Source organism: Methylobacterium oryzae, from assembly GCF_021398735.1.
Lineage (GTDB): Bacteria > Pseudomonadota > Alphaproteobacteria > Rhizobiales > Beijerinckiaceae > Methylobacterium.
On the sequence record NZ_CP090349.1, the window covers coordinates 912721 to 930569 of the forward strand.

27 protein-coding genes are annotated in these 17849 nt (G+C 73.4%); 11 read left to right on the forward strand and 16 right to left on the reverse strand.

Annotated features, from left to right (window positions below; genetic code table 11):
* Nucleotides 1-87 precede the first annotated feature (87 nt).
* Nucleotides 88-1020, reverse strand: a complete 933-nt coding sequence (locus tag LXM90_RS04280; protein ID WP_020090994.1) for an ABC transporter substrate-binding protein — start codon at nt 1018-1020, stop codon at nt 88-90.
* Nucleotides 1021-1462: 442 nt separating this feature from the next.
* Between LXM90_RS04280 and LXM90_RS04285 the strand changes: the two genes are divergently transcribed.
* Complete coding sequence (locus tag LXM90_RS04285; protein WP_026604595.1) at nt 1463-1678, forward strand: hypothetical protein; 216 nt, start codon at nt 1463-1465, stop codon at nt 1676-1678.
* A 16-nt stretch (nt 1679-1694) separates the two neighbouring features.
* On the opposite strand, the gene LXM90_RS04290 is transcribed toward LXM90_RS04285, so the two are convergent.
* From LXM90_RS04290 to LXM90_RS04315, 6 genes are all read right to left on the reverse strand, one after another.
* On the reverse strand, nt 1695-3170 hold the full coding sequence (locus LXM90_RS04290) for a protein adenylyltransferase SelO (protein WP_020090992.1): 1476 nt from the start codon (nt 3168-3170) through the stop codon (nt 1695-1697).
* A gap of 221 nt (nt 3171-3391) precedes the next feature.
* A complete protein-coding gene (locus LXM90_RS04295; RefSeq protein WP_043712067.1) occupies nt 3392-4450 on the reverse strand; it encodes a phosphatase PAP2 family protein in 1059 nt (352 codons plus the stop codon).
* A 125-nt stretch (nt 4451-4575) separates the two neighbouring features.
* Nucleotides 4576-4836, reverse strand: coding sequence for a hypothetical protein (locus LXM90_RS04300; protein ID WP_020090990.1), 261 nt, complete (start codon nt 4834-4836; stop codon nt 4576-4578).
* A gap of 192 nt (nt 4837-5028) precedes the next feature.
* Nucleotides 5029-5559: a MucR family transcriptional regulator gene (locus LXM90_RS04305; RefSeq protein ID WP_020090989.1), complete on the reverse strand. Its 531-nt coding sequence runs from the start codon at nt 5557-5559 to the stop codon at nt 5029-5031.
* A gap of 361 nt (nt 5560-5920) precedes the next feature.
* Nucleotides 5921-6223, reverse strand: a complete 303-nt coding sequence (locus tag LXM90_RS04310) for a hypothetical protein (RefSeq protein WP_020090988.1) — start codon at nt 6221-6223, stop codon at nt 5921-5923.
* 129 nt (nt 6224-6352) lie between these two features.
* Entirely contained in the window at nt 6353-6778 is a 426-nt protein-coding gene (locus tag LXM90_RS04315) for a hypothetical protein (protein WP_234081863.1), read from the reverse strand.
* 96 nt (nt 6779-6874) lie between these two features.
* Between LXM90_RS04315 and LXM90_RS04320 the strand changes: the two genes are divergently transcribed.
* Nucleotides 6875-7633: a CDP-diacylglycerol diphosphatase gene (locus tag LXM90_RS04320; protein ID WP_234081864.1), complete on the forward strand. Its 759-nt coding sequence runs from the start codon at nt 6875-6877 to the stop codon at nt 7631-7633.
* Nucleotides 7634-7738: 105 nt separating this feature from the next.
* The gene (locus tag LXM90_RS04325; protein WP_234081866.1) at nt 7739-8068 is read left to right on the forward strand and encodes a hypothetical protein; all 330 of its coding nucleotides are present in this window, start codon (nt 7739-7741) and stop codon (nt 8066-8068) included.
* Between the two features lie 43 nt (nt 8069-8111).
* Here the strand turns inward: LXM90_RS04325 and LXM90_RS04330 are convergent, their stop codons facing one another.
* Entirely contained in the window at nt 8112-8279 is a 168-nt protein-coding gene (locus LXM90_RS04330; protein ID WP_165923156.1) for a hypothetical protein, read from the reverse strand.
* Nucleotides 8280-8433: 154 nt separating this feature from the next.
* Here LXM90_RS04330 and LXM90_RS04335 point away from each other — a divergent pair, with 154 nt between their 5' ends.
* Complete coding sequence (locus LXM90_RS04335) at nt 8434-8679, forward strand: hypothetical protein (protein WP_170868072.1); 246 nt, start codon at nt 8434-8436, stop codon at nt 8677-8679.
* A 15-nt stretch (nt 8680-8694) separates the two neighbouring features.
* Here the strand turns inward: LXM90_RS04335 and LXM90_RS04340 are convergent, their stop codons facing one another.
* Nucleotides 8695-8883 carry a hypothetical protein gene (locus tag LXM90_RS04340; RefSeq protein WP_020090982.1) on the reverse strand — a complete coding sequence of 63 codons (189 nt, stop codon included), beginning with the start codon at nt 8881-8883 and terminating at the stop codon, nt 8695-8697.
* A gap of 167 nt (nt 8884-9050) precedes the next feature.
* Entirely contained in the window at nt 9051-9314 is a 264-nt protein-coding gene (locus tag LXM90_RS04345; protein ID WP_026604594.1) for a hypothetical protein, read from the reverse strand.
* 217 nt (nt 9315-9531) lie between these two features.
* Between LXM90_RS04345 and LXM90_RS04350 the strand changes: the two genes are divergently transcribed.
* From LXM90_RS04350 to LXM90_RS04360, 3 genes are all read left to right on the forward strand, one after another.
* Nucleotides 9532-9921 (forward strand): hypothetical protein, encoded by a 390-nt coding sequence (locus LXM90_RS04350; protein ID WP_234081868.1) that lies wholly within the window; start codon nt 9532-9534, stop codon nt 9919-9921.
* A gap of 21 nt (nt 9922-9942) precedes the next feature.
* Nucleotides 9943-10143 (forward strand): hypothetical protein, encoded by a 201-nt coding sequence (locus LXM90_RS04355; protein WP_234081872.1) that lies wholly within the window; start codon nt 9943-9945, stop codon nt 10141-10143.
* Nucleotides 10144-10208: 65 nt separating this feature from the next.
* Nucleotides 10209-10514, forward strand: a complete 306-nt coding sequence (locus LXM90_RS04360; protein WP_234081875.1) for a hypothetical protein — start codon at nt 10209-10211, stop codon at nt 10512-10514.
* Between the two features lie 70 nt (nt 10515-10584).
* Here LXM90_RS04360 and LXM90_RS04365 read toward each other — a convergent pair whose 3' ends face one another.
* Nucleotides 10585-10989, reverse strand: coding sequence for a hypothetical protein (locus LXM90_RS04365; RefSeq protein ID WP_234081878.1), 405 nt, complete (start codon nt 10987-10989; stop codon nt 10585-10587).
* A gap of 208 nt (nt 10990-11197) precedes the next feature.
* Between LXM90_RS04365 and LXM90_RS04370 the strand changes: the two genes are divergently transcribed.
* The gene (locus LXM90_RS04370; protein WP_234081882.1) at nt 11198-11443 is read left to right on the forward strand and encodes a hypothetical protein; all 246 of its coding nucleotides are present in this window, start codon (nt 11198-11200) and stop codon (nt 11441-11443) included.
* A 30-nt stretch (nt 11444-11473) separates the two neighbouring features.
* Here LXM90_RS04370 and LXM90_RS04375 read toward each other — a convergent pair whose 3' ends face one another.
* Nucleotides 11474-12214 (reverse strand): DUF4336 domain-containing protein, encoded by a 741-nt coding sequence (locus LXM90_RS04375; protein WP_234081885.1) that lies wholly within the window; start codon nt 12212-12214, stop codon nt 11474-11476.
* Between the two features lie 103 nt (nt 12215-12317).
* Nucleotides 12318-12902, reverse strand: a complete 585-nt coding sequence (locus tag LXM90_RS04380; protein ID WP_020090974.1) for a YgjV family protein — start codon at nt 12900-12902, stop codon at nt 12318-12320.
* A gap of 646 nt (nt 12903-13548) precedes the next feature.
* Here LXM90_RS04380 and LXM90_RS04385 point away from each other — a divergent pair.
* Both LXM90_RS04385 and egtD read left to right on the forward strand, forming a co-directional pair.
* Nucleotides 13549-14523: a methyltransferase gene (locus LXM90_RS04385; RefSeq protein ID WP_026604593.1), complete on the forward strand. Its 975-nt coding sequence runs from the start codon at nt 13549-13551 to the stop codon at nt 14521-14523.
* The gene (gene egtD / locus LXM90_RS04390) at nt 14520-15479 is read left to right on the forward strand and encodes an L-histidine N(alpha)-methyltransferase (protein WP_020090972.1); all 960 of its coding nucleotides are present in this window, start codon (nt 14520-14522) and stop codon (nt 15477-15479) included. Before LXM90_RS04385 ends, egtD begins: the two co-directional genes overlap by 4 nt.
* Nucleotides 15480-15549: 70 nt before the next feature.
* Here egtD and LXM90_RS04395 read toward each other — a convergent pair whose 3' ends face one another.
* Nucleotides 15550-15774 carry a hypothetical protein gene (locus tag LXM90_RS04395; protein WP_020090971.1) on the reverse strand — a complete coding sequence of 75 codons (225 nt, stop codon included), beginning with the start codon at nt 15772-15774 and terminating at the stop codon, nt 15550-15552.
* A 205-nt stretch (nt 15775-15979) separates the two neighbouring features.
* Here LXM90_RS04395 and LXM90_RS04400 point away from each other — a divergent pair, with 205 nt between their 5' ends.
* Nucleotides 15980-16708 carry an SDR family oxidoreductase gene (locus tag LXM90_RS04400; protein WP_020090970.1) on the forward strand — a complete coding sequence of 243 codons (729 nt, stop codon included), beginning with the start codon at nt 15980-15982 and terminating at the stop codon, nt 16706-16708.
* A gap of 16 nt (nt 16709-16724) precedes the next feature.
* Here LXM90_RS04400 and LXM90_RS04405 read toward each other — a convergent pair whose 3' ends face one another.
* Together LXM90_RS04405 and LXM90_RS04410 are read right to left on the reverse strand one after the other, a co-directional pair.
* Nucleotides 16725-17168 (reverse strand): DMT family transporter, encoded by a 444-nt coding sequence (locus tag LXM90_RS04405; RefSeq protein WP_020090969.1) that lies wholly within the window; start codon nt 17166-17168, stop codon nt 16725-16727.
* Nucleotides 17169-17211: 43 nt separating this feature from the next.
* A complete protein-coding gene (locus LXM90_RS04410; RefSeq protein ID WP_020090968.1) occupies nt 17212-17661 on the reverse strand; it encodes a DMT family transporter in 450 nt (149 codons plus the stop codon).
* Nucleotides 17662-17849 lie beyond the last annotated feature (188 nt).

A 17849-nucleotide genomic window follows, 5' to 3' on the forward strand; every position in this document is an offset into this window, starting at 1 on the left:
GCCCCGGCTTGTCGACGCGGGATCCCGCGGGCCGCGGACGGCTCCGCCGGTGAGGGCGCGTCGCGCCGCGCTGTCCGCGCGGCCGGCTCACCGCACGAACCCGTTTTGCCGGAGGAAGTCCGCCGCGACCGCAGAGGCCGGCTCGCCGCCGATCTGGACCCGGCCGTTGAGATCCCGGAGCGTGGCCAGATCGAGCTTGCGGAAGATCGGGTCCAGCACCGCGGCGATCTCCGGATGGGCCTTGAGGACCGCGCCGCGGACCACCGGCGCCGGCTGGTAGACTGGCTGGACGCCCTTGTCGTCGTCCAGCATGACGAGGCGCGCGACCGCCATGCTGCCGTCGGTGCCGAACACCATGGCGGCGTTCGTGCCGGAGGTGCCCCGCGCCGCCGCCGCGATCGTCGCGGCCGTGTCGCCGCCGGCCAGGATGACGAGCTGGTCCGGCCGGAGGGTGAAGCCGTAGGCCCGGCCGAAGGCCGGCAGCGCCCCCGGGCTGGTCACGAATTCCGACGAGGCGGCGAGCTTGATCGCGCCGCCGCCCGCCACGTAGCGGCCGAAGTCGCTCATGGTCCTCAGGCCCGCGGCCCGCGCGACCTCCTCGCGCACCGCGATCGCCCAGGTGTTGTTGGCCGAGGCGGGCGTCAGCCAGACGAGGTCGTTGGCCGCGCGATCCAGGTCCCGGGCCGTGCGGTAGGCCGCCTCCGGGTCCTTCCAGACCGGGAGATCGGCCTTCCCGAAGAAGAACGCCGCGTTGCCGGTGTATTCGGGATAGATGTCGATCTGCCCCTCGATCAGGGCCTGGCGGACGATCGCGGTGGCGCCGAGCTGGATCTTGTCGACGGTCGGCAGGCCTCGGGCCTGGAGCGCCTGCAGGATGATGTTCCCGAGCACCCCGCCCTCCGTGTCGAGCTTGGAGGCGACGACGATCCCGGCCGCCGGCGCGCCGGGCGTGGGCGCGCACTGGGCTGTCAGCAGCGCGAGCCCTGCCGCGACGAGCCCCGCCCGGATCCGCTTCACCATGGCCTCCGGCTCTGCCCTGCGCCCCGTCGGTCCGGTCGGGCGCCCGCTTTCCGACATCTAGGGCCGGTCCCGGTCAAGTTGAGGCGGAGGCGCACCGAGCCTGTGCCGCACGGGAGAGGGGAATGGCGCGACTGACTCCGCCCGAATCGTCGTCCGTCGAGACCGCTGCGACACGATTGGGCACGGCTCTCGGGCCGGCGCCGCGGCGTGATTCGGTGCCCGAACCCGGTCGACAGCCGCGTCTCCCGCACCGGACCGATCCGGCGTCGCGGGCCGCGCGACCCCCGCGAAGACCTGCGCGCCCGGCGAGTCCAACCGGGGCCGTATCAAATCAACACATTCCCGTTAACGTTGTTTAACCTTTACACGATCCTTCCGCGAACGATCCTGGCTTTGACGATATAATCTTGAGTACATGCTTTGTGTCGAAAGGAGGGGGGATATGTCGTATTCGATTCTGGTTCGCGATCTCACCCGCGAGACCGACGGTACTCCCAAACTTCTGGCCTACGACATTCGCGACCGCTCGGCGGCCGAGACTCTCGTGTCGGTGATCGCCACTTCGTACCAGGATCACGGTTTCAATCCAGCGACCCGCGTCCACTGGTTTCGCCACGCGGGCGGGCTGCGCGAGATCTTCACGTGGCCGCGGTCCTGACCGGCGGCGCGCGGGCTCAGGTGCCGCAGAAGGTCCGGTAGCCGACGCCGCCGCCCGCGGGCGCCTCCGCGAAGGCGGCGTGGTCCGGCTGGTCGTCGTAGGGGCGGGCCAGGACGGCGAGGAGCGTCGCGAACGGCGCGAAGTCGTCCCGCTCCACGGCGGCCTCGATCATCGCCTCGACCCGGTGGTTGCGCGGGATGAAGGCCGGGTTCTCCCGGCGCATCGCGGCGGCGGTCTCGACCGGGTCGCGTGCCTCCTGCGCCAGCCGCGCGCGCCACGCGGCCGCCCAGGCATCGTAGCGCGTCGGGTCGACGAACAGGTCGCGCACGGCGGCGTCGGCCTCAGGCCGCGCCGCCGCGTCGCAGAGCCGGCGGAACGTCAGGGTGAAGTCGGCCTGGTTCTCGGCCATGCCCTTGAGGAGGTCGCCCGCCAGCTCGGCGTCGCCGTCGCGGGTCTCGGCGAGGCCGAGCTTGCGGGCGAGGCCGCCGTGATAGGCCGCCTCGAAGCGCGGCGCGAAGGTGGCCAGCGCCGCTTCGGCCTCGGCGACGGCGGCGTCCTCGCCCTCGGCGAGGAGCGGCAGCAGGGTCTCGGCGAGGCGGGTCAGGTTCCAAAGCGCGATCCGCGGCTGCTGGCCGTAGGCGTAGCGGCCGTTGCGGTCGATGGAGCTGTAGACCGTCCGGGGATCGTAGGCGTCGAGGAACGCGCAGGGCCCGTAATCGATCGTCTCGCCCGCGACCGACATGTTGTCGGTGTTCATCACCCCGTGGACGAAGCCGACGTGCAACCAGCGGGCGACGAGGGCCGCCTGGGCCGCGACGACGCCCTCCAGCAGCGCCCGGTAGGGATTGCCGGCCCCGGCCGCGTCCGGATGGTGCCGGGCGACGACGTGGTCGGAGAGCGCCCGCAGGCCCTCGACGTCGCCCCGCGCCGCGAAGAACTGGAAGGTGCCGACCCGGATGTGGCTCGCCGCCACGCGCGTGAGGACCGCGCCCGGCAGGAGCGTCTCGCGCACCACCGGCTCGCCGGTCGTCACGGCGGCGAGGGCCCGGGTGGTCGGGATGCCGAGCGCCGCCATGGCCTCGCTGACGAGGTACTCGCGCAGGACCGGGCCGAGCGCTGCCCGCCCGTCGCCCCGCCGGGAGAACGGCGTCGGGCCCGCGCCCTTCAGCTGGATGTCGCGGCGGCGCCCGTTCCGGTCGACGACCTCGCCGAGCAGGACCGCGCGGCCGTCGCCGAGCTGGGGCACGAACTGGCCGAACTGGTGCCCGGCATAGGCCGCGGCGATCGGGTCAGCGCCGTCCGGGACCGCGTTCCCCGCGAGCGCCGCGACGCCGTCCGGGCCGGCGAGCCAGTCCGGATCGAGACCGAGCTCCTCGGCGAGCGCACGGTTCAGCCGGACGAGGCGCGGCGCCGCCACGGGCGTCGGCGGCCGGCGGGCGTAGAAGCGCTCCGGCAGGCGGGCGTAGCTGTTGTCGAAGGGGAGTGCCGTCATCGTCGGGATCTATGGAGCGCGGGGTCGGGGGGCAAGCGGGGCCGTCGGGGCCGCGGGATCCGGGCGGTGCCGTCGGCGCCCGTGGGCCTCTCGGACATCGACCGGAGCCGCGCGGCGGCGACGGAACCGCGGATCGTCCACCGGGTCCGGGTCATCGTCGCGCCTTCCCCGCCCCCTGGCCCATCCGCCGGGCGCGGGGATGTTCGCGGCCCGACCCGTTCTCAGGCGTCGGCGGGCCGGATCGCTTCGAGCGCCTCGATCCTCCGGGTGGTGGGATCGCGCGCGGCGGGATCGGCCGTCGACCCGCGCCGCCGGGCGCGGCAGGCCAGGGCCGCGAGGGCCAGGAGACCGCCCGCCAGCACGTCCGGCAGGTAATGACCGCCCGACCCGACGGTCGCGACGATCACGGCGGCGTTCAGCAGGACGGCCAGGGGGCCAAGGAGCGGCATCGGCGCCAGCGCCCAGGCCGTGAGGATCGCGAGGCACACGTGGAAGGACGGGAAGGTCGCGAGGCCGCGCAGGTCGCCGAGCGCCAGCGTGTGCAGGGTGCCGGCCCGCAGCCGCGCCACCGGCTCAAGGTGCCAGAGCGCGCCGACCGTCTCCAGGGGCTCGGACGGGACGACCCGCGGGGCGTAGTGGGCGTAGGGGCCGAGGGCCGGCAGCAGGGCGGCGAGGACGATCACGCACAGCAGCGTCGCGGAAAACAGCCGGATGTAGGTCCAGAGCCGGCCGAGGCGGCGGGTCGCGCTCAGCGCGATCACCACGAGCCCGACCTGCGGGCCGCTGGAATGGTAGGCGAGCGCCAGCCACCACGACAGCGTCGGGTGCCGCGCCAGGAACGCCACGTGACCGGTCCAGTCGAAGCCGAGGGCGGCCTCGATGCGGGCCAGCGCGGGATCGACGAAGGGCAGCCCGATCCCGGCGGCGAGGAAGTGCAGGACCGCCACCGGCACCGTGAAGGCGATGAGGAACGCGCTCGCCAGGGCCATGCCGCGCAGGGGCGGGTCGGACTTCACCGTGCTCAGGCAGGAGGCGGCGCTCAGCAGGACGAGGACGGCGAGGCCGGCGAGCGCGAAGCCCAGGGGCGCGGCGGCGATGCCGGACGCGGCCATCCAGACGGCGTCGACCGCGACGATCGCCAGGGTCAGGGCCCAGAGACGCGGGTCCGGCGCGGCGATGCCGGTGCTGTGCCGGCGCAGCAGGCGCCACCAGGGACGTGCCGGGTTTCGAGCGCGGACGATGGGCGCGCGGCCGGCGTGAACGGCCCGGTCTGGACGCATGATCCGGCTCACCTCGCCCGACAGGGCCGATGCGCGGCCGGGACGAGGCTCGGCCGCGACGGGGATGTGGCCGCCGGCCGGGGGTGGCGGCGGGCGGACAGGGTTGGGGGTGAGGGGGGCGGACTCTACCGGCCGGTCGTCGGGGCGTCGCCCGTGGCCGGTGGCTTGCCGGTACCGACCGCGCCCTCGGTCGGCGGCACGGCGGAGGGATGCGTGACGGCCTCCGTCGCGGTCTTGCCCGGGTCCTTCGTGTCGGCCGCCGGCTTCGGCGCGGTCTCGGCCGGTGGCGCCGCCCCGGGGCCGGGCCGATCCTGCGCCCGGGCCGCGGCCGGAAGGGCGGCCAGCGTGGCGGCGGCGAGGACGAGGGCGGGGATCGATCGGGTCAAGCGTGGCTCCGTCGCGCGGTCGGGCGTTCAACCGGCCCAACGGCTGGCCGCAGGGGTCGTTCCGACGCGCGCCGGTCCGGGACCGGCCGGGAGGTGACGGGTGGGTCCGGCGAGGCCGTACCCGGTCCCGTCATCTCAGGTCCTGGCGCGCGGGGCGCCGGCAGTGCGCGCCGGTGCACGCGGCCGGGGGCCTCACGCCTCCGCGGCGGCCTTCCGGGTCTTGCGGCCCTTGGGAGCCTTCGTGCCGGCGCCGGCCTCCGCCGCGACGGTCTCCGCGGGCTCGCTCCGCTTGGCGGCCGGGCCGCGGCGCTTGTGGCCGAGGCCGGCGTTGCGGGCGAACTCGGCGCGCATCGCCGAGTAGTTGGACGCGGTCGTCGGGTAGTCCGGCGGCAGCCCGTAGCGCTGCCGGTACTGCTCGATCGTCATGCCGTTGCCGGTGAGATGCCGCTTGAGCGTCTTGTACGGCTTGCCGTCGATGAAGCTGATCAGGGCGTCGGGCGTGATCGACTTCTTGATCTGCGCGGGCGTCGCCTTCTTGAATTCGGGCTCCGACGTGACCGTCGCGTGCCCGAGACCGGCCAGCGCGGCGTGGACGCCGGACAGCAGCGACGGGAGGTCGGGAACCGGAACGGAGTTGTTGGCGACATAAGCCGAAACAATGTCGGCGGTCAGCTCGACGAAATCGATCGGGTCCTGATGCGGTGCAGGATTGCTATCTTCCATGGGCGCCTCTCACGTGTGAGTGATCCATGAACGTGCATTCGCTTCTCGGCAGTCAAGTCCTTATCTGCACGAAGATAACCCATTATGCCTGTTATCTACCGAATGGAGTGGCGAATACCAACATAGATCAGTGGCGCATTTCGCGCCGGATCTTTCGCCCGCCGGCACCCCGACTGCCGGATCCTCGGGCGCCTTCGGCCGCAGCCGACCAGCCGGACCGGGCGGGGCTCTTCACAAAGCGTTAACCCTGACCGTGGTCACTGACAGGGTCGCTCCGGCTTTGGGGGTAAGAAGCCGAACGACAGGCGGGCCGAGCCCTGCCCCTCCATGCTCGGCCCGCGCCCTCGCGCCGCGGCGACGCTCAGGCGTTGGCCGCGGTCCCGATCGGCGTGGCGATCGCGCCCCGCGTCCCGGGCGGGATGACGGCCTGCAGGACCCGCGCGGGCCCGGCCGCGTAGTCGGCGCGGTAGCTGCGCTCGAGGGTCATCAGGGTGCGCATCGGCGCCTCGGCCAAGTCGAGCAGGCGGGCGTCGCGCCAGCGGAGCTTGGTGAGGCCGGTGCGGCTGAACCACCGCGGCCTCTCTTCCTCGACGAGCAGGACCAGCTTGCCCGTCCACGTCTTGCGGAACCAGAACCGTCCCGTGAGCTTGGCCGCGCCGAACATGCAGCACCTCGCGTGAGAGCCCCTCGAGGCAACGCGGGTCAAGCTCGGCGGTTTCCGCGCGCGGCCCGTCGTCGGGCACCGGGCCGGCGCCGCGGCCATGCGCTGCCAGCATGGGCGGCGCGACGCGGCTCAGCCGCAGGTGCGGTCGCCCAGATCGCGGCCGGCCAGGGTGGTGCCGGTCACGGGGCCGCCGGCGAGGGCGCGGTCGGCCAGGATCGCGAGCGGGCGGCCCGCCAGGGCGCCGACGAGCCCGGCGGCGGCCTTGATCAGGAAGTCGTCGAACCGGCCGTGGCGGGTTCCGGTGAGGGTCTGGCCGGCTTCCAGGCCGCCGGCGAGGACGACGCTGCCCGCCAGGATCCAGAACCAGTGCCGCGGGTAGGCCACCGTCATGAGCAGCCCGGCCAGAGCGTAGGCCGCGACGCGCTCGTAGCCGGGATTGGCCGTGACCACCGGGCGGAGGCCGATCGGCACCAGCGTGACCGCGGCGATCAGCGCCACCAGGATCCAGGCCGCGACCCGTATCAGGCCGTGCCACTGCGCGTTCGATCTCAGCATCGCGGAAACGTAACCTCACGGCGACGGCGGCCGCGTACAACGATGGCGCGCCGCCCGACGTATCATAACGACGGCCGGGGACCGGAACATCTGATCATGCGTGGTACTCTGGTCGTCGCGACCCTTCTCGCCTTCTCGGCGGTGCCGGCCGCCATCGCGGCCAATCCGGTGCGGGACGTGCTCTGGGTGGCGCTGCAGGGCTGCGTGCTCGCCAAGAAGGCCGCGGACCGGAGCTTTCCCTGCCTCGCGGTCGATCTCGGCGACGCCGCGCGCCCGGGAACGGCGGTGCTGCGGGCGCCGGGTCAGCCCACCCACACGGTGGTGATGCCCACCGACAGCGTCTCGGGCATCGAGGCCCCCGTGCTCCAGGGACCGCGAGGGGCGGCCTACTGGCGGGCGGCGCTCGCGGCCCGGCACTACGTGTCGGACGCGCTGCAGGGCCGTCTGCCCCCCTCCGCGGTGGGCCTGGAGGTGAACTCCGTGGGCGGCCGCAGCCAGGATCAGCTGCACATCCACCTCGACTGCATGCGCCGGAGCGTCACGGCGGCCCTGAAGGCCCACGGCGACGCCGTCGGCGACAGCTGGGCCCCGTTCCCGGTGCCGCTGGCGGAGGTGTCCTACCTCGCCATGCGGGTCCCGGCCGACGCGGTCGCGGCGTTCAACCCGTTCGCCGCTCTGGCCCGCGTGCCCGGCTGGCAGGGCCACCTGCACGACGCGAGCTTCGCGGCGGTGGAGGCCGATCCCGGGGATCCGCGGGGCGGGATGATCCTGCTCGCCTATCGGGAGCCGGAGGCCAGCGCCGAATACCTGATGGATCACGGCTGCCGGGTGGCCAGGCACGGCCGGGCCGGCTGACCGGCCGCCGAGCCGACCCGCGCCCACCCGCGCCGAGCCGCGACCACTGTTGCTGCTACGTTCTATCCCTCGGGGGCACGAATCGGGCATAGAGCGAGCATGCGCATGCCGGTGCTCAGCTTGTCCGCGATGCTCCTCCTGACCACCGGACCCGCGGTTGCGGGGCCGGCCGCCGGAGCCGCCGATCCGGCCGAGCTGGAGCGCGCGTGGCACCGCTGCCTGCGGGACGCCACGGGGCATCAGCCGACGGGGCAGAGCCGCGCCGGCGACGAGCGCAACGCCCTCGACGAGTGCAAGACCCGCGAGGATGCCCTGGTGGCGGCCCTGATGTCCGGCGCGCGCCCGGCGGATGCCCGCACCGGCACGGTGTGGTCGCGGACCTGGGCGGCGTTCGTGGAGCCGCTCACCGCGTGGCTCGGCGCGCTGCGGCGCTGAGCGCGTCGCGGTCTCCGCGCCGACCGTGCCGGGTGGTACGGCGTCAGGCGCCGCCGATGCCGGTCGTCACCGTGCCGCTGCCCCGGCATTCGGAGCACTGCGCATCGGCGACCTTGCCGGTGCCGCCGCAGGTCCGGCACAGGTTCTCGCCGGTACCCGGCGTGCCGGGCGGGGCCTCGTCCCCGGGTTTGCGCGGATCCGCCTCGGCCATCGTCAGCCCTCTCCCGACGCTCGTTCCTGACCGGCAAACCGTGTCGGTCCGGCGCTGTTCCCGGTCGCGTGCGTCGTCGAGGCTCGGGGCCGTCCGCGGCGTCGCACCGCGCACGGCCCGGCGAACCGCGGCCCGCGCGGGCCGTTGGCCGACCATGAGCGATCAGACCTCCAAACCGCACCCGGATCCCGTCACCGAGGCGCGCCGGCGCGAGATGGCGACCGAGCATCTCCTGTTCGGGACGATGCGGTTCCTGGCGCGGCAGAACCCGGAGCTGCTGGACGAGCTCGAGGGCAGCCTCGTCCATCTGTGGGACACGGTCGAGGGCGAGGCGCGGGACGATGAGGCCGTGCGCACCATCGCCCGGCGCATGCTCAAGGGGCTGCGGGCCGAGCGATGATCGGCCCGGCCCGGCTCACCGCTGGGCGGCGTCGGTCACCTTGATGGTCGGGATCATCGCCACGGCCTGCGCGGTCACGCGGTCGAACGTCTCCCCGGTCAGGCCCCGCTCCGTCGCGAGCTTCCGGATCCGGTCCGCGTGCTGCGAGAGGGTCAGGCCGAAATAGGTCTTCTCTGCCGCCTGTTCGACAGACTCGTTTGCCACGTGGTCACTCCTGTTCATGGTCAGTGGAGGCGCGCTGATCTGGGCCAGGGCGGCCGGGGCTTCAACCCCCGGCGCGGCCACCGCACCCCGGCCATGAACCGCGGTCATGGCCGGGGCGCCGTCAGGACTACCGTCGTGCCGACGCCTTGCCGCCCCCGGGCAACCTCTCAGCGGTTGCAGCCGATGCAGATGCCGCGGGTGATCGCGTCGTTGCGCTCCTCGACGGCGTCGCGGCGCTCGATACTGCCGGTCTCGTTCGGGCCGAGGGCGCCGGGATTGGGCACCGTCTGGCCGGTCGCGGCGGTATGGGGCGCCTTGGCGGTGGTGGCGGGCCCGCCGCCGGTGCCCGTCTGGCTCACCGGGTCGGCCCAGGCGGTGACGGAGGCCAGGGTCAGGGCGGCGGCCATGGCGAGAGTCGCGGATCTGCGCATGTGAAGCTCCCAGCACTGCGTGCGTCGGTCTGTGCGAAACTGACGCACGCGCGCGCGAGAAGTTCCCGCCCCCGCGCGCGATCCGCACCCCGGCGCGAGTCGTTCGGCGGCTGAATGCGGCCGTTCACCTTCGGGCGTAACGGCTAAGCCATTTTGAGAACTGTCTTCGCTTCCGAATTCGGGAATCGTGGTGCTGTAACATTCGGAGGCGTACGTCATGAACCCGACCGTCAAGGCCGTGCTGCTGAACGAACGGGCCTCTGTGCTCTCGGCGATCGCGGCGCGTCAGGGCACCGTCTCCGACCTCCTCGTGCAGATCAACGGCGTCGAAAACGATATCTGGCGGCTGCGCCACCGCCTCATCGATATCGAGGCGTACCTGGTCGGGCATCGCGTCGAGCTGCCGGATCTCGGCGAAGGGCAGACGGAGACTGCGGACGGGACGGAGGTTCTCGTTCCGCGCAATGCGGCGCCGCAGGCCGCGCCCCGGTCGGTCGAGGTGATCGGACTGCCGACCTGCAAGCCCCTCGGCGATTTCGTCCGCCCGAAGACGTCCGCGCGGAAGGCCCAGGCGGCCGCGGGGCCCCGCCAAGTCGAGACCGCCTGAGGTCGTCCGGGGATCACGCCCATGCACCGCATCCGCCTCGGCCTTCGGCGGAGGGCCCCTGTGCCGCCGGCGCCGGCGCTGCCCGAGAGCCTGACCCGCTACGTGTCGCCGCCGGCTCCCGAGGCCGGGTTGATCACCGCACCGCTCCGGGACATCGGCATGGCGCTGCTGGTCGGTGTCGTCGTCGCGCTCGTCGGCGGCCGGATTCTCGAAGCCTGGTAGCCGGTCCTGACTGTGTCCCGGCCATGGCCTATGAGGATCGGTGAGGATCCCGAGGGGGTGGACGGATGGGCAACGGCGACGGCAGCGGCGCGCCGAGCGCGAAGATCGCGGAGGTTCAGCGCCTGGCCACGGCGCTCGCGGCGCGCGTGCGCTACGCGCAGCTGGTAGGCCGGCCGGTCTACGAGGCGCAGATCTCCGCGCTGGTCGGCGCGGCCCGCCTGATGGATGAGGAGAGGGCCCCCTGGCCGCCGATGGTGGAGGAGGTGCTGACCGAGCTCGCCCGCGCGATCGATGGGGCCGAACCCGCCGCGGAGGGCGCGGCGGACGATACCGGGGGAGACCCGGCGAAGGACGCGCCCGGACAGCCCTGAGCGCACCGCTCCCGTCGCCACAGTCCCGTCGCCGGCCCCGCCGCCCGCCCCGTCACAACCCTTGTACCGGTCATCGCGCGATCGCGCCGGGCTTCCGGCCGGGATCACCCGGAGACTGGCTGCGCCTGTCGCGCGCCCTCAGCCAGATGGCGGCATCCAGCATGACGACGGGCGCCACCGCCAGGGCCGCCGCCAGGGTGCGGTTGCGCCGCGGGTTCGAGGGCGTGGCGCGGGCCGCCAGCAGGCCGGCATCGAGGAGATCCCCGCCCACCCGCAGGCCGAGAAGCCGCTCCGGCTCGGCGGCAGCCAGGATCGCCGCCCCCGAGGCGATCTCGCGAAGGCCGTAGAGCTGGATCAGGCCCTCGTGGCCGTCGAGGCCGGTCGCGGCCGCGACGCGCCGGGGCGCGAAGGTCTCGGCGAGGCCGAGCCCGATCCCGAACCAAGCCAGCCCGCGGGCCATCTGCCTGTCATCCATCTGCGATCCTGCCCCGCGCGGCCACCGGTCCATGGTTGGCCAACCGGGCGGGCCCGGCCGTGTTCCGGACCGCCGCGAGGCCGGAACTTCGGGGCGAAGGGCTGATTGATCAGGGTGCCGGCACGGAGATCCGCGCCGCCGCCGCGGTGCGACGATCGCCTCCGGTCGCACACCCTCAACCCGCTCGCGTCGTGAAGGCGATGGCCGCATGATCCTGAGCCTGCAGGCCGTGCAGGTCGCGACCGGCAGCGACGATGCCGAGAGTCAGCTCGTCTTCGCCGACGGGTTCCTGGTCGCGATCCTGGTTCGTCTCTCGGCGCAGCACGGGGCCGATGCCGGGAAATGGTTCCTTGAAGCCGGGTTCGGCCCGATCGATCCCCTCGCGCCGCCGCTGTTCGCGGACCTGCCGGCGGCCCGGGCCTGGATCATGCGGCAGCTGATCGCCGCGGCCTGACGGCGTCGACGGCGAAACTCGGGGCGATCCTCAGGACGGCGTCCCGAGCCAGCGGAGGGAGCGCTTCAGGCGCGCCGCACCGTCCGCGGCGAACCAGGGTCCGTGCGCGAACACGACCCGCTCCGGCGCCAGGCCGACGAGATCCGCGGCCGCCCGCGCGGCGTCGCGCCGCCGGAGCTTGATCACGAGGCGCAGGTAGGGCGGCGGCTCGCCGTGCGGCGGCGTCATGCGGGCGAGGCGCAGGAGCGGACGCAGCAGCGCCGGCATCTTCGCGGGCTCCAGGTTGAGGACGAGATCGGTCAGGATCAGCGTGCGGCTCGTGCTGTGGAAGAACGCGACTTCCCGGAAGCCGAATCCGCCCGGCACGACGATCTGGCGCAGGTCCGCCGCCCAATCGGGCGGCGGCGCATCCTCCAGGACCCGGTCGACGCGCAGGCCGGCGCGGCGGACCTGGCGACGCTCGCGCAGGTTGGGGGCTGCCCAGGTCAGGGCCTCCGGACACTGGGTCTGCCAGTCCTTCAGGAAGGTCCAGTGGGCGATGTTGGGCGCGACCAGGTGGCGGATCGGTCCGAGCGCGGCGATCGCGCGGTGCAGTCCCGCGTCGTAGCGCGTGGGGGAGTGCAGCCAGACCGATCCGTCCCCGAGACGGACGACGGTCATCCGGACGGGCAGGGGGATGCCGAGGGCGCGGAGCGGCCCGCTGTCGACGATCCAGACGCCCTCGGCCACCGGCTTGAGCACGTCGAGGGGTGGATAGGTCGCGTCCGGCAAATCCCGCTCTCTTCCTCGGCCGCGGGACGTCACGCCCCCGCACCTGTGCAACGGCGGGGCCGCGGCGGATTTCCCGGATCGATCGCCGCAGGCGCAGGGTGCCTCACGCCCGCGCGCAGTCGGGCGCGACCGGCTCCATCGGCGGGACCGGGGCGGCGCGCAGCAGCGCGATCGCGAGACCGAGGATCGTCAGCACGTCGCAGGTCAGGCCGAAGACCGAGCCCACCAGCAGATTGTGCCCGGCCCAGCACAGGGAGGCGCCGAGGAAGAGCTGCCGCATCGCCTGCGGCGCCGCCTGGAGCCGCGCGCCGGTGGCGAGCAGCGAGCCCGCGGCCGCGCAGGCCGACGGCCAGCCGTTCCACGTGGCCGCCGTCAGGCACGCCGCCGCGAGGGTGCTCGCGGCGAAGACCGGCGGCACCCAGCCGCCCCGGCCGGGCGCGCCGACGCAGCGGAGGGAGACGAGGCTCTGCAGCACCGAGATGGCGCACATCGCCGTCCCGGTGAGCGCCCCGAGCGTCAGGTAATGCGCGCCGAAGCAGGCGGCACAGGCCGCCGAGGCCGCGAGGATCCAGGCGCGCCGCGGCATCACCCCCGCAGTAAAGCCCAGGATCAGGCCCAGCGACCCGAACAGATCGAGGTGCGTCGCGGCGGCGGCGGACCAGGAATACAGGAATGATGCGGCGTTCATCGTGCGCGACCGGCCGGCGCGGGGGCGCCGTTTCAGTCGATCGCGCTAGGATCGCCCGGTAATCGGATGGTTAACGCCGCCTCCGGCGACGATCGCGACCCGGCGAGCGTGTCCGCGCCGCCGCACCGCGGTCCCGCGCGGCGACCAGCCGTGCCCACATGTCGGTGGGCCCGATCATCGGTCATTCCGTGTGTCGATCTACATCATGTGAGTATTAAACCAAAACAAGATGTTTGAAATCCGGGATTAACATAGATCAGGGGCCGATCTGCGCGTATTGCGCAGGGAACAACGCCTGCGGCTTCCGGTTCTCCGGGCATTCGAGTCGGGACGACACCGCGGCCGGTCGGGCGGGGGTGCGCGCGCCGGCTACCGGTGGTGTGAACCGACGCTCCGATGCAGCTTCCCACGTATGACGATCACCATCCCGTCGCCGCGCGGTTCCGGGACTTCATCGGGCCTGGACGACGCCCGCATCTACCTGGCCCTGCTCGCCTTCCTCTGTCGGTACCGCGCGGTACCGCGCGCAGCCGGGCCTGTTCCGGAGCTTCGCGGTGCTGTTCGACCGGGGACGTCCGCCAGGTCGCCGCCGGTCGCGCGTCGTGCGCCTTCGTGATGCACCGGATGGACAGCTGAGGGCCGACCGATGACGCGTTCCGTTTCGACTGCCGCTCCGTTTCCCGCGGACGAGGAGGCGGTGCTGGCGCTGGCGCGCGCCCTGCGCGAGACCGGCTACACCTTCACCACCGTGACTCCGGCCACCCACGCCCACGTCAACGCCCGGCCGCGGCACGCCGAGGCGCGCAGCCTGCGCGACGTGTTCGGTTGGAGCCGGCCGTTCCGCGCCGACCTGGTCCCGGAGCCGATCCTGCGCCTGATGCGGGCGGCCGGCGCCGTGATCGAGGACGGCCCGCTGCTGCGGCCGACGCTGCGCGTCTCCAGCCTCGACGGCGAGCTGTTCGCCCATTCCGCGTATCCCCCGAGCGCGGCCGACGCGGTGTTCTTCGGTCCCGACACGATGCGCTTCGCCGCGGGGGTGATCGCGCATCTCGAGGCGCGGTCGCGGCCGGTGCGGCGCGCGGTCGATATCGGCTGCGGCTCGGGTGCGGCCGGGATCTGCGTCGCCAAGCGGGCACCGGGCGCCGAGGTGGTGCTCGTGGACATCAACCCGGCGGCCATGCGGGCGGCGCGCGTCAACGCCCGGCTCGCCGGGACCGACGGGGTCGATGTCCGCCGCAGCGACCTGCTGCGCGACGTCGAGGGCCCGTTCGACCTCATCGTGTCCAACCCGCCCTTCATGATCGACACGGCGGAACGGGCCTACCGGCACGGCGGCGGCCCCCTCGGGGCCGGGCTTCCGCTCGCGGTGGCCGAGCAGGCGGCCGGGCGGCTCGCGCCCGGCGGCAGCCTCGTCCTGTTCACCGGCGCGGCCATCGTCGACGGGGCGGACCCGTTCCGCGACGCCGTGGCCGACCTCTGCGGCTGGGCCGGGCTGGACTGGACCTACCGCGAGTTCGATCCGGACGCGTACGGCGAGGAACTCGCGACGCCCGCCTACGACGCGGTCGAGCGGCTCGCCCTCGTCGTCCTGACCGCCACGCGCCCGGTGACCCGGCCATGACCGACAGCATGACCGACAGCTCGACCGACAGCTCGACCGACACCTTCCTCCGGGACGCCCTCGCGGGCCTCTCCGCCGAGCCGAAGACGCTGCCGGGAAAGTATCTCTGGGACGAGACCGGCTCGGACCTGTTCGACAGGATCTGCCACAGCGCCGACTACTACCCGACCGCGCAGGAGATGACCGTCCTGCCGCAGGTCGCCGCAGACGTGGCGCGCCGGGTGACGCCGGGGGTGACCGTCGTCGAGTTCGGCAGCGGCGCGAGCCGCAAGATCCGCACGCTCCTCGACGCGCTGCCCGAACCGGCGGCCTACGTGGCGATCGACATCTCCGGGGCGTACCTGGAGGCCGCGATCCGGCGGCTCGCCGCCGATTACCCCGGCATCCCGATGATCCCGGTCTGCGCCGACTACTCGCAGCCGGTCCAGCTGCCGCGAGGTGCCGGGCCGGGGGGCATCCTGGGCTTCTATCCGGGAACGAGCATCGGCAACTTCGACCCGCGCGGGGCCCGGCAGTTCCTCGAGCGCGCGCGCGCCACGCTCGGGCCGAGCCTCTTCCTCGTCGGCGCGGACGGCACCGCCGACCCGGATCGCCTGCAGCGCGCCTACGGGCGCGCCGACGGCCTCATGGCCGCGTTCCACCGCAACATCCTGATGCGGCTGAACCGGGAACTCGGCGCCGATTTCGACAGCGACAATTTTCGGCACGCCGTGCGGATCTGCCCGGACCCGCTGCGGGTCGAGGCCCACCTCGTCGCGACCCGGCCGGCGAGCTACCGGCTGGGCGACCGGACCATCGCGTTCGCGGCGGGGGAGAGCGTCCGGACCGACACGTCGCACAAGTACCCGGCGGACGCCTTCCGGGCGCTCGCGGCCGAGAGCGGCTGGCAGCCCCGCGCCCTGTGGACGGGGGACGGCGGAGATTTCAACCTCCACCTGCTGCAGGCGGAGGCCTGACTCGGCGCGGAACTCTTCTCCCGACACGCTCGCGCGCGCCGGGCCAGTAGTTGATCCGGCGGCGGGCGCTCTAGACGGCCTCGATCGGCGCGTGCTTGCCGTCGTGGGCGGAGCCCGACTCCATGCTCCGCGTCTCGCCGGCCTGCCGCTGGTCCCGGGCCGGCGGCGGGTAATCCGTCAGCGGGCGCCAGGGGGCGGACGGAGTGCCGAGGCGCGCGCCGGACGGCCGCATCGACATCCAGATCGCGACGGCCATCCACGGGACGACGAAGAAGACGAAGGCGGCGAGCCCCACGGCGATCCTCCTTAGGTACGGTGACGCCGGGAGAACGCCGGAACAGCGGCCGCGGATCCGACGCGATCGGGCCTGGAGCCCGGCGCGGTCAGAACCTACAAGGATGGGCCGCTCGGCCGGGCCCACCGGGCCTGATCGGCGGCCCCGCCGGGCGCGGCCCGGTCCGGACGCCCGCGCGGCGCCGCGCAGCCTGCTGGAGCGAGCAATGGCAGATCTTTCTGGAAAGACGGTCCTGGTCACGGCGGCGGGTCAGGGGATCGGGCGCGCCAGCGCGCTCGCCTTCGCCCGCGCCGGGGCGCGGGTCCACGCCACCGACATCAACGCGGACGCCCTCGCCGACCTGCGCGCCGACAACCTCAGCACCGCGACCCTCGACGTGCTGGACGCGGAGGCGGTCGGGGCCCTGGTCGCGCGCATCGGCGCGGTCGACATCCTGTTCAACTGCGCCGGCACCGTCCACGCCGGCACCATCCTGGAGATGCGCGACGACGAGCTCGACTTCGCCCTCGACCTCAACGTCAAGGCGATGATCCGCACGATCCGGGCGGTCCTGCCCGGCATGCTGGAGCGCCGCGACGGCGCCATCGTCAACATGGCCTCGGTGGCCTCCTCGGTGAAGGGCGTGCCCAACCGCTTCGCCTACGGGGTGACGAAGGCGGCGGTGATCGGCCTGACCAAGGCGGTGGCCGCCGACTATGTCGGCCACAACGTCCGCTGCAACGCCATCTGCCCCGGCACGGTGGAGAGCCCGTCGCTGCAGGAGCGCATCCGCCAGCAGGGCGACTACGAGCAGACCCGCGCGGCCTTCATCGCGCGCCAGCCGATCGGCCGGCTCGGCACGCCTGAGGAGATCGCCGACCTCGCCGTCTACCTCGCGGGCGCGACCTACACGACCGGCCAGGCCGTCGTGATCGACGGCGGCTGGACGATCTGATCCGCCGGGGCGGGCCTCAGAACCGGGCGACCAGCGCCACGCCGCCGATCATCAGGGCGCCGCCGAGGATGCGCCACAGGCCGGCCTCGTGGACCTTGAAGCCCACGAGGCCGAAATGGTCGAGCAGGATCGACGTGACGACGCCCGCCGTCACGATCAGTCCGAGAAAGGTGGCGGCCCCGATCCGCGCGGAGACGGAGAGCTGCGCCATCGTCAGGCCCGCGCTCATCACGCCGCCGAGCCACGCCCACCAGGGCACCTGCGCGAGGCGGTCCAGCGTCGGCCACCCGTACTGCCCCGTCACCAGCATGGCGACGCAGATCGCCGCGACGCTGACGACGAGGCTCACCACGCCGGCGAGCAGCGGCCGCGCGAGGGACTTGGCGAGGCCCGCGTTCTGGCCCGGTTCGATCGCGGTGGCGATGCCCGCGAGCAGCGCGAAGCCGTACAGGAAGAGCATGCTGGGATCCTGAGGGTGCGAGGCGTTCGGATCGACGGGTCCGTCAGAACGCCGCCACGAGGGCGACGCCCGCGACCATCAGCGCGCCGCCGAGGATGCGCCAGCGCCCGGCGCGGTGGCGCGCGAAGCCCACGAGGCCGTGATGGTCGAGGATGATCGAGCCGACCACGCCCGCGGTGATCACGCAGCCCAGGAATGGCGCCGCGCCGACTTTCTCGGAGATGTAGAGCTGCGCCAGGACGACCGCCGCCCCGAGCACGCCGCCCGGCCAAGCCCACCAGGGCACGGGCGTGGCCGCTTCGGCCTGGGAGCGGCCGCGCAGCCGGGCGACGGCCATCGCGGCGAGGAAGCAGGCGATCGCGAGGCCGAAGCAGAACAGGCCGGCCAGCATCGGCTGCCCCGTGACCTTCGCCAGCGTGGCGTTCTGGCCCGGCTCGATGGCGTTCGCGACGCCGGCCACGAGGGCGATGCCGTAGAGATACCACTTGGACAAGGCGGCGCCTTCCCGACGAGGAGCGGATCGCACCCGGACGGGGCGGTCTGCTGCCAAACCCGCCGCCGCGCCGGGTGACTGCATCACAGGCCTGGTCGGCGCCGGGACACATCGCCCCAGGGCGGGGCGGGGCAGGGTGAGGCCGGGCGGGCCGGGCGCGGCGCGGGAACGTTTCCGGCCCCTCGCGT